A 9,145-nucleotide genomic window follows, 5' to 3' on the forward strand; every position below is an offset into this window, starting at 1 on the left:
CCCCGCTTCCCCCCCCAGAGCCCGAATCCGGCGGCCGCCCGCGGGTGAGCGCGCGCGGCCGCCTGCGGACCTACTTCCTCACCGGCATCATCGTGTCGGGGCCGCTCGCCATCACGATCTACCTGACCTGGTGGTTCATCAGCCTCATCGACGGCTGGGTGAAGCCCCTGGTGCCGGCGAGCTACCTGCCCGACCATTACCTGCCGTTCTCGATTCCGGGACTCGGCCTCCTCATCGCCTTCGTGGCGGTGACGCTGCTGGGCTTCCTCACCGCCAACCTCGTCGGGCGCAGCGTGGTCGAGTTCGGCGAGGTGCTGCTCGCCCGCACCCCCGTCATCTCGGGGCTCTACAAGGGCCTGCGCCAGATCTTCGAGACCCTGTTCTCAGCCAACGGCACCTCGTTCCGCACCGTCGGCCTGGTGGAATTCCCCGTGAAGGGCACCTGGTCGGTGGTGTTCCTCTCGGCGCCCGCCGCCCCGGACGTGCAGAACGCCCTGGCGCCGGGGGGCGACCATGTCGGGGTGTTCCTGCCCTGCGCGCCCAACCCGACCACCGGGTTCTTCTTCTACCTGCCGCGCAGCGAGATCGTCGAAGTGGCCATGAGCGTCGACGACGCGGCCAAGCTGGTGATGTCGGCCGGCGTGATCCAGCCCGAGGATCCGCACGCCCGAGACACCCATGCTCGGGAAGGCCATGCCCGGGACGCCCACGCAAAGGAGTCCCACACCAGGTTCCAGGCCCTGGCCTCCACCCTGCGGGCGGCCCAGGGGGAACCCGCCGGCCCGGCGGCCCGCCGCGAAGAGGTCTGATCCGGCGCCTCGCCGGGACGCGGATCGATTCCGGTCAGGCCGGCGGGAGCGGAGCTGCCAGACATCGCCGCAGGGCCTCCGCCGCCGGCGCGGGGTGCCCGAACAGGTAGCCCTGGACCTCGTCGCAGGCGGCCGCGCGCAGGCGGGCGAACTGCGCGTCCGTCTCGATGCCCTCGGCGGTGGTGGCGATGCCGAGGCTCGCCCCGAGGCCGATGACCGCCCGGACGATGGCCGCCGCGTGCGGGTTGGATTCCATCTCGCTCACGAAGGTGCGGTCGATCTTGATCCGGTCGAACGGAAAGGCGCGCAGGTAGCTCAAGGAGGCATAGCCGGTGCCGAAATCATCGAGGGCGATCCGGACGCCGAGGGCGCGCAGGCGGTGCAGGGTGGCGAGGTTGGCCGCGTTCTCCGCGAGCAGGACGGTCTCGGTGATCTCGAGTTCGAGCCGTTCGGGCGCCAGTCCGGCCTCGGCCAGGATCCGGCCCACGCCCTGGGCGAGGCGGCGGTCCCGGAACTGGAGCGGCGAGAGGTTGACGGCGACCCGGAGGTGCCCGGGCCAGCCCGCCGCCTCGGCACAGGCCCGGCCCAGGACCCAGTCGCCGATCGGCCCGATCAGGCCCGTCTCCTCGGCCAGCGGCACGAACTCGGCGGGCGGGACGAAGCCGCGTTCGGGATGGCGCCAGCGCAGCAGGGCCTCGAAGCCGGTGAGCTGCCCGGACCCGACCCCCAGGATCGGCTGGTAATGGACCTCCAGGGCGCCCGCCGCGAAGGCGGTGCGCAGGTCCTGCTCCAGGGCGCGCCGCCGTTGAAGCCCCGCCTCCATCGCGGGTTCGAAGACCCGGTGGGTGTTCCGGCCCGCGGCCTTGGCCTGGTACAGGGCGAGATCGGCATTGCGCAGGAGACGGTCGGGATCGGTCCCGTCCCGGGGCAGGCGGGCGAGCCCGATGCTGACGCCGATCCGGACCGCCTGCCCCTGGATCGGGAAGGGCCGGCCGAGGCTTCGGATCAGCCGGGCGGCGAGGGTCCGCACGCGCTCGACCGGGATCGGCGCGGAGGCCGGGTCGTCCACCATCAGGATCGCGAACTCGTCGCCGCCCATGCGCGCGACGACCACCTCCCGTCCGACCGCCGGCCCGGCTTCTCGGCCCTCTTCTCGGCTGCCTTCTCGGCTGCCTTCTCGGCTGCCTTCTCGCCCGGATTCTTGCCCGACACCCTCCAGCAACCGTTCGGCGACGCCGCACAGCAGCGTGTCGCCGGCGGAATGCCCGAGGGTGTCGTTGACGGATTTGAAATGGTCGAGGTCGAGGCAGAGCAGCCAGGCCCCGACGCCGCTCCAGCGCGGCTGCGCGATCACCTCCGCGAGGCGGTCGCGCAGCCGCACGCGGTTGGGCAGATCGGTCAGGGCGTCGTGATGCGCCATGTGGGCGATGCGGGCCTCGGCCCGGCGCCGCTCGGTCACGTCCACCACGGCGGCCAGCACCGCCGCGCGCCCATGGAACTCGAGGCGGCGCTCGAACAGGTTGACCTCGATCCGGGTGCCGTCGGCCCGCCGATGGACCCGGGGCAGGCCCGGATCCGTCATCGCCCGGGTTGCGGGCTCGAGGTCGCCCTGGGTCAGGGCGAGGAAGCGATCCCGGGCGTAGCCGTAATGGACCAGGGCCGCATCGTTGACCGCGAGAAAGCGATGATTGTCGCGGTCGACCAGCCACATCGGCAGCGGGTTGTTCTCGAACAGGAGGCGCGCGGACGCCTCGCGGGCCTTCAGGTCGCCCACATCGACGAAGGTCAGGGCGAGGAGATCGCCGATGCAGCCGGCCTCGATCTTCAGGTGGAGGACGGCCCCGTCCGGCACTGGAACGCTGAGCTCGAACACCGCACGGCGTTCCGCCTCGATGATGCGGAACAGGCGCCGCAGGGCCCGGGTCTCGACGAGGCCCGGGACGATATCGGTGAGGCGCCGCCACTGCAGCTCCGGGATGGTCCGGCCGAGCATGCGGGCGGCTCCCTCGTTGGCCGCAACGATCTTGAAATCGTTCAGCCGCCCGTCGGGGCCGCGGACCGTGCTCAGGGCCAGCATGCCCTGGTCGGTGGCGCCGAAGATCGCCTTCACGAGGTCGTAGCGCGAGGGCGGACCCGACAGGCTGACCAGGACCAGGGGCTGCTCCGCGCCCCAGGACAGGGGCAGGGCCAGGAACGTGATGCCGGTGACGATGCCGTCCTGCACGCGGTCGCAGCGTGTCCGGGCGGGACCGTTCTGGTCGAGGGCGCGGGCGACGACCTCGTCGAGAGGCTGGCGCACGTCCTCGCCGAGATCCGACACGGCGCAGCGGACCTCGCCGGGAACCCGCTCGCTGCGCCCGAGCCAGATGGCGAAATGGCTGCCGCTCCAGAGGATCCGGGTCGGCCGGCCGTCCTGTGTGGCGATCAGGGCGGCGTGGTCGGCATGGCGCCCGAGCGTGCCGAGCACCACGGACTCGTAGGTGGGGATCGCCTCGCCGGCGCGGCGGGCGGCGTGCCAGCGATCGATCAGGGGCATCGGCCGCGCGGCGTCGCGTCGCGATCCCCGGGGTTCGCCCTGGCCCTGGCTCGGCATCGACCCCGCTCCCGTGGTTGCAGGCGGAAGGTTGCAGGCGGAAGGCTGCGCACGGGAAGATTGACGCCAGGTTCATCAGCCGGCGCAGGACTCTGATCCTTGAAAACCGATCGTCGAAAACCGGTCCGTGCCCTATCCGGCGCCCAGCAGCCGGATCGCGGCGTCGCGCTCGAACAGGTAGAGCAGCACCCGCAGGGCCTGGCCGCGCGCGCTCTTCAGGCCGGGATCGCGCTGGACCACGAGCTGCGCATCGTCGCGGGCCACCTGCAGCAATTCGGCGTCGGTCTCCAGGCTGGCGAGGCGGAAGGCCGCGAGGCCCGATTGCCGGGTGCCCAGCACCTCGCCCTCGCCGCGCAGGCGCAGGTCTTCTTCCGCGATGCGGAAGCCGTCCTCGGTCTCGCGCATCATCTCCAGGCGCGCCCGCGAGACCTGCCCGAGGGGACCGCGATAGAGCAGCAGGCAGGTGGAGGCGCGCGTACCCCGCCCGACCCGGCCGCGCAGCTGGTGGAGCTGGGCCAGCCCAAAGCGCTCCGCATGCTCGATGACCATGATGGTCGCTTCCGGCACGTCGACGCCGACCTCCACCACCGTGGTGGAGACCAGGATCCTGGTCTCGCCCCGCTGGAAGCGCTCCATGGCGGCGTCCTTGTCGGGCCCCGGCATCTTGCCGTGGATGAGGCCGACCGCGTCGCAGAAGCTGTGGCGCAGATCCGCGAAGCGCTCCTCGGCGGCGGCCAGATCGACGAACTCGGATTCCGCCACCAGGGGGCAGATCCAGTAGACCCGGTCGCCGGCGGCCACGGCCCGGCCCAACCCCGCCACCACCTCGTCGAGGCGGTCGGTGGAGACGAGGCGGGTGGCGATCGGCTGGCGTCCGGCGGGCTTCTCGTCGAGCACCGAGACGTCCATGTCGCCGAAGCAGGTCAGCGCCAGGGTGCGGGGAATCGGGGTCGCGGTCATCACCAGGATGTCGACGGCGGCGCCCTTGGCCCCCAGCGCCAGGCGCTGGTGCACGCCGAAGCGGTGCTGCTCGTCCACCACCGCCACGCCGAGATCGGCGAACACCACGCTGTCCTGGAACAGCGCGTGGGTGCCGACCACGATGTCGACCGCGCCGGATGCCAGCGCCGCCAGGGTGGCGCGACGCTCGGAGGCCTTGTCGCGCCCGGTGAGGAGGCGCAGGCGCAGGCCGTCGGTGAGAGGCGCCAGGCGCTCGAAATGCTGGCGCGCCAGGATCTCGGTGGGGGCCATCAGGGCGGCCTGGCGCCCGACCTCCACGGCCGACGCCATGGCGAGCAAGGCCACGGCGGTCTTGCCGGAGCCGACATCGCCCTGGAGCAGGCGCAGCATGCGCCGGTCGGAGGCGAGATCGGCGCGGATCTCGGCGACGGCGCGGCTCTGCGCCCCCGTGAGCGCGAAGGGCAGGGCGGCCTCGATCCGGCCGCTCAACGTGCCGTCCCCCGCATTGGCCCGGCCCGGGGCACGGCGGTTGCGGGCGCGCATCAGGGCCAGCGCCAGCTGCGAGGCGAGAAGCTCGTCATAGGCGAGGCGCCGCCGGGCCGGCGTGCGCGGCGGCGCGGTCATGCCCTCCGGCACGGGCGGCGGCGCGCTCTCGGGCCGGTGCTCGGCCCGCAGGGCGTCGGCGAAGGCCGGCAGCCCCTCGCGGGCGATCCAGGCCGGGTCCTGCCACTCGGGCAGCACCGGCAGGCGCTCCAGGGCGGCATGGGCGAGCTTCGAGATCGCCCGCGAGGTCAGCCCCTCGGTGGCGCCGTAGATCGGCTCGACCACGGGGAGGGCGGCCAGCCCTGCCTCGTCGACGATGCGGGCGGGATGGACCATCTGGCGGTGCCCGTCCCAGAGATCGATGCGCCCGGTGATGTAGCGGTGGCTCCCCAGCGGCAGCATCTTCTCGACCCGGGCCTGGGGCATGCCGAAGAACACCAGGGTGATGTCGCCGGTGGCGTCCTCGACCAGCACCCGGAACGGCCGCCGGCCGGCCCCGGGCTGGGGCGCCCGGTAGCCCGTCACGGTGACGCCGAGGGTCACCGGCTCGCCGGAGGGCGCCTCCGCGATGGAGCCCATCAGGCGCCGGGCGACGCCGCCCTGCGGCAGGTGGAACAGGAGGTCGACGATGCGGGCCGGCTGCTCGGGCGTGCCGAGCAGCCGCTCGATCATCGGCGCCATCTTGGGGCCGATGCCCGGCAGCCCGCGCGCGGGCGCGAACAGGGCATCGAGGATGCTCGGACGGAGCAGGGGCTGGCGCGGCGCGGCGTCGGTCATGCGGCTCGTTGGAGGGAAGGCACGGATGGGATGCGGAACGGGCGCCACCGTGCGTGACGGCGGGATGGTGGCGCGGGCGGCTGTCTCTATATACACCCACGAAGGCTTGGTCCTGCGACGGATGCCGCATCGGGGCCGGGCAGGGGATGGCATGATCCGGGGATCCCCGGATCACAGCATCCCGGGATCCCCGCATCACAGGCTGACCGCATGTCCGGCACCACCCGCACCAGCGCCGACCTCGATCCGCGCCGCCGCCGCACCCTCTTCCGCGCCTGGCACCGCGGCATCCGCGAGATGGACCTGATCATGGGCCGCTTCGCCGATGCCGAGATCGGCACCCTCTCGGAGGAGGAGCTGACCCTCTTCGAGGCCCTGATCGAGGTGCCGGACCGCGACCTGTTCCGCTGGCTCACCGGCGAGGACCCGACGCCCGAGAACTACGACACCCCGGTCTACCGCCGCCTCAAGGCGTTCCATAAGCACGACGCGCCGATTCATTAGGGGGCGATGGCGACCCGTTCGCGCCCTCGGTATCGCTTGTCGATCCTGCCCCGTGCAGACCTCCTGTCTGGCTTGAGCCGCAAGCGTCGGCGTCGGCCCGGAGCATCACGCCATGACGTCCGTCGCGTTTCGAGACATCCGCATCGCTGCCGGGTTGATCGACGACGGTCACGGTCGGCTCCTGCTGGTGCGGAAACGGGGCACCCGCTGGTTCATGCAGGCCGGCGGCAAGATCGAAACGGGCGAAAGCGCGCGGTCGGCCCTGTGCCGTGAACTCCACGAGGAAATCGGCGTGACGCTGGAGGAGGGCGAGGGCCGCCATCTCGGCTGTTACCGGGCTGTCGCCGCCAACGAGACCGGGATGATGGTTCAGGCCGAACTCTTCCATCTGAGACTGGCCGGGACGCCGACGATCGGCTCGGAAATCGAGGAGGCGATCTGGGTCACGCACGACGCAGCAGGGGGCCTCCCGCTGGCCCCGCTCACGCGCGACCATGTCCTTCCGCTGGCAAGAGCCCTTCCCCTGGCAAAAGCCCTTCCGCTGGCAAGAGCGCTCTGAACGTCCGGTCCGGCACCCACGGAGACCGTCGATTCCGTTTCGGTGTCACGCTGATCGACGGCGTCCGATTGCAGAGGGATCGCGTTCGCGCCAAGTCTTGCGCCGACCGCAACCTGCAGCTGCATCTTTCGGGGTGCAGCGGCGTCAGCCGAGACGAGCCCTGTGAGCGCATCCATCGCGACCGCGAAGAACGGGGCGGCCCTCACCGCCGTTTCCCTGTCGGCCCTCATGCTGGGACTCGAGATCTCCAGCATCCCGGCCATCCTGCCGACCCTCGAGCGGGTCCTGCCCGCCGACTTCCGGCAGCGGCAATGGATCATGAACGCTTACACGATCGCCATGACGACCTGTCTCATGGCGATGGGGGCGCTCGCCGACCGCCTCGGGCGAAAGCGCGTCTTCATGGCCGGCGTTCTTGCGTTCGGCCTCGCCTCCTTGGCCTGCGGGCTGGCAACGCAGGCGCCGGACCTGATCGCCGCCCGCTTCGTGCAGGGTGCGAGCGCCGCCGCCATGCTGGCCTGCCAGATCGCCATCCTGTCCAACCCGCTCCGCGATGGGGCGGAGCGTGGCTCGGCCTTCGGCTGGTGGGGCGTCGTCTTCGGATTCGGTCTCGGATTCGGCCCGCTGATCGGCGGGCTCACCGTGGCGGCTGCGCGTTGGGAATGGGTGTTCCTGGTTCATGTCGGGCTTGCCGCCGTGACGTGGGCCGCCGCGAAGGCCGGCATCACGGAATCCTTCGACACCCAGGCGGTGCGGTTCGACTGGCCGGGCGTGGCAACGCTCTCCTTCTCCGTCTTCGCGCTCGTCTATCTCATCACGCAGGGCGAAGCGCCCGTCCCTGCCAACCCCGCAGCCCTCGCGCTCGCCCTCGCGGGCCTTGCGAGCGTCCTCGCCTTCCTTCTGGTGGTAGACGCGCACGCCTCGCCCGATGTTCGACTTCGGCGCGTTCCGCAACCGGGCCTTCTCCGGCGCCCTTCTCGGCGCGGCCGGCATGAACTTCGGCTTCTGGCCCTTCGTGATCTACCTGCCGATCTACGTCCAGGCGGTTCAGAACCTCGACAGCGTCCGGATGGGTCTGGCGCTTCTCGCCTATACGTTGCCGACGCTCCTCGTCCCCCCGCTGGCCGAGCGATTGCTCCTGGCGCGCGGACCCCGCTTCGTGATCCCGCTCGGCCTCCTCACCATCGGACTGGGCTTCGTCCTGATGCGGCTGGGGGCAGGCGTCGGCGAAGCGGCCTGGGTCACCCTGCTGCCCGGCTGTGTCGTGACCGGTCTCGGCGTGGGCCTCGCCAACACGCCCGTCGCCAACACGGCGACAGGCTCCGTCGCGATCGAGCGCGCCGGCATGGCCTCAGCCATGGACATGAGCGTGCGGATGATGGCGCTCTCGATCAGCATCGCCCTGATGGGCCTCATCCTCGTCCGGGGCATCCGCGCAAGCCTGGAACCCGTCGCGCCCCACGCGGCTTCAGGCCTGACCACGCTCTCCGAAGCCGTCGCCGCCGGCAACCTCGCCGCGGCCGAGGCCGCCGGTATCCCCGTTGAGATGGCCCGTCACGCGCTCGGAGAGGGGTTCGATGCGGTGATGCTCTATGGGGCGACGGCAGCCTTCGGGTTTGGGTGTCTCAGCTTGTTGACCCTGAAGGGCAGAGCAAGGATGCCGGCTCTCCGCTGACGCCTCGGATTTGTCAGGGATCATCGGATTTGTCAGGGATCCGTGGAAACCGGTGATCCCGACACGACAAACGAAAACGAAAGCCTCTCGAGCCTCGCGCTCCGCGGATCAGGTGCCGACCCCCGTCGTCGGCCGAGTTCCAAGTTCCGAAGTTCCGAGTTCCGAGTTCCGAGCGTCGGCAAACGGCAGGCTGTCGTCGAAAAGACTTGACAATATTCCTATATCGTGCCTCTATCCCCACACCTGCCGCCCGAGCGAATCGGGAGCCTGACCGGAGACCGACCGGGTGGGCTGGAGGGCGGCGGGGCGGTGCCCGCGTCGGTGGCTTCGGTCGCTGCCGCCTCGGGCGACGGCTCGTTACAACCGTTGGCTCGGGTCTGGGCGGCGCGCCGGGGGAGGAAATGCCCTCGCCGTTCGACCCGTCCCTGGGGCAGCGGGGAAAAGCTGCGGCGCCGCCCATGACGAGGCGGCGTGCGACGAAGGCTCGCTCCGAAGCGTGCGGGGTCTCTCCGAAACCCGCCGAACTTAGCGCCAGCACGAGATCCGTTGGAGACATCGCGACGTGAACGGCCCCGGCGGCGACGCCGGAGCCCGGGACGCCGGGGGACCGGCAACCATCAAAAGCGCACAGAAGGGTTCCGCGGCGTCCCGCGTCCCCGTTCGGCGTGTTCCTTGGGCCATGCCCCCGGCGCAAAACCGCGCGCGGGGGTAAAGCCGCTTGGGGG

General features: G+C 71.3%; 6 protein-coding genes and 1 pseudogene. 5 read left to right on the forward strand and 2 right to left on the reverse strand.

Annotated elements, in window-relative coordinates:
• Positions 1-44 precede the first annotated feature (44 nt).
• Positions 45-809: a DUF502 domain-containing protein gene (locus tag J7U37_RS24365; RefSeq protein ID WP_247637419.1), complete on the forward strand. Its 765-nt coding sequence runs from the start codon at positions 45-47 to the stop codon at positions 807-809.
• 34 nt (positions 810-843) lie between these two features.
• Here the strand turns inward: J7U37_RS24365 and J7U37_RS24370 are convergent, their stop codons facing one another.
• Both J7U37_RS24370 and recG read right to left on the reverse strand, forming a co-directional pair.
• Positions 844-3,345 carry an EAL domain-containing protein gene (locus J7U37_RS24370; protein ID WP_247637416.1) on the reverse strand — a complete coding sequence of 834 codons (2,502 nt, stop codon included), beginning with the start codon at positions 3,343-3,345 and terminating at the stop codon, positions 844-846.
• 189 nt (positions 3,346-3,534) lie between these two features.
• Entirely contained in the window at positions 3,535-5,682 is a 2,148-nt protein-coding gene (gene recG / locus J7U37_RS24375; protein ID WP_247637417.1) for an ATP-dependent DNA helicase RecG, read from the reverse strand.
• Between the two features lie 210 nt (positions 5,683-5,892).
• Here recG and J7U37_RS24380 point away from each other — a divergent pair, with 210 nt between their 5' ends.
• The 4 genes and pseudogenes from J7U37_RS24380 (at position 5,893) to J7U37_RS25340 (ending at position 8,420) form a co-directional block, all read left to right on the forward strand.
• On the forward strand, positions 5,893-6,186 hold the full coding sequence (locus tag J7U37_RS24380) for a succinate dehydrogenase assembly factor 2 (protein WP_056181110.1): 294 nt from the start codon (positions 5,893-5,895) through the stop codon (positions 6,184-6,186).
• Positions 6,187-6,298: 112 nt separating this feature from the next.
• Complete coding sequence (locus J7U37_RS24385) at positions 6,299-6,745, forward strand: NUDIX domain-containing protein (RefSeq protein ID WP_247637418.1); 447 nt, start codon at positions 6,299-6,301, stop codon at positions 6,743-6,745.
• Positions 6,746-6,973: 228 nt separating this feature from the next.
• Positions 6,974-7,393, forward strand: a pseudogene (locus J7U37_RS25335) (MFS transporter); the annotation flags it as partial.
• 280 nt (positions 7,394-7,673) lie between these two features.
• Positions 7,674-8,420, forward strand: a complete 747-nt coding sequence (locus J7U37_RS25340) for an MFS transporter (protein ID WP_348773022.1) — start codon at positions 7,674-7,676, stop codon at positions 8,418-8,420.
• Positions 8,421-9,145: the final 725 nt, after the last annotated feature.

It is taken from the genome of Methylobacterium sp. 37f, from assembly GCF_023093475.1.
Lineage (GTDB): Bacteria > Pseudomonadota > Alphaproteobacteria > Rhizobiales > Beijerinckiaceae > Methylobacterium.

Excerpts from the sequence above, each read along its gene's own strand:
- J7U37_RS24370 (WP_247637416.1), bottom strand. The coding sequence starts at position 3,345 with ATGCCCCTGATCGATCGCTGGCACGCCGCCCGCCGCGCCGGCGAGGCG.
- recG (WP_247637417.1), bottom strand. The coding sequence starts at position 5,682 with ATGACCGACGCCGCGCCGCGCCAGCCCCTGCTCCGTCCGAGCATCCTC.
- J7U37_RS24380 (WP_056181110.1), top strand. The coding sequence starts at position 5,893 with ATGTCCGGCACCACCCGCACCAGCGCCGACCTCGATCCGCGCCGCCGC.
- J7U37_RS24385 (WP_247637418.1), top strand. The coding sequence starts at position 6,299 with ATGACGTCCGTCGCGTTTCGAGACATCCGCATCGCTGCCGGGTTGATC.
- J7U37_RS25340 (WP_348773022.1), top strand. The coding sequence starts at position 7,674 with ATGTTCGACTTCGGCGCGTTCCGCAACCGGGCCTTCTCCGGCGCCCTT.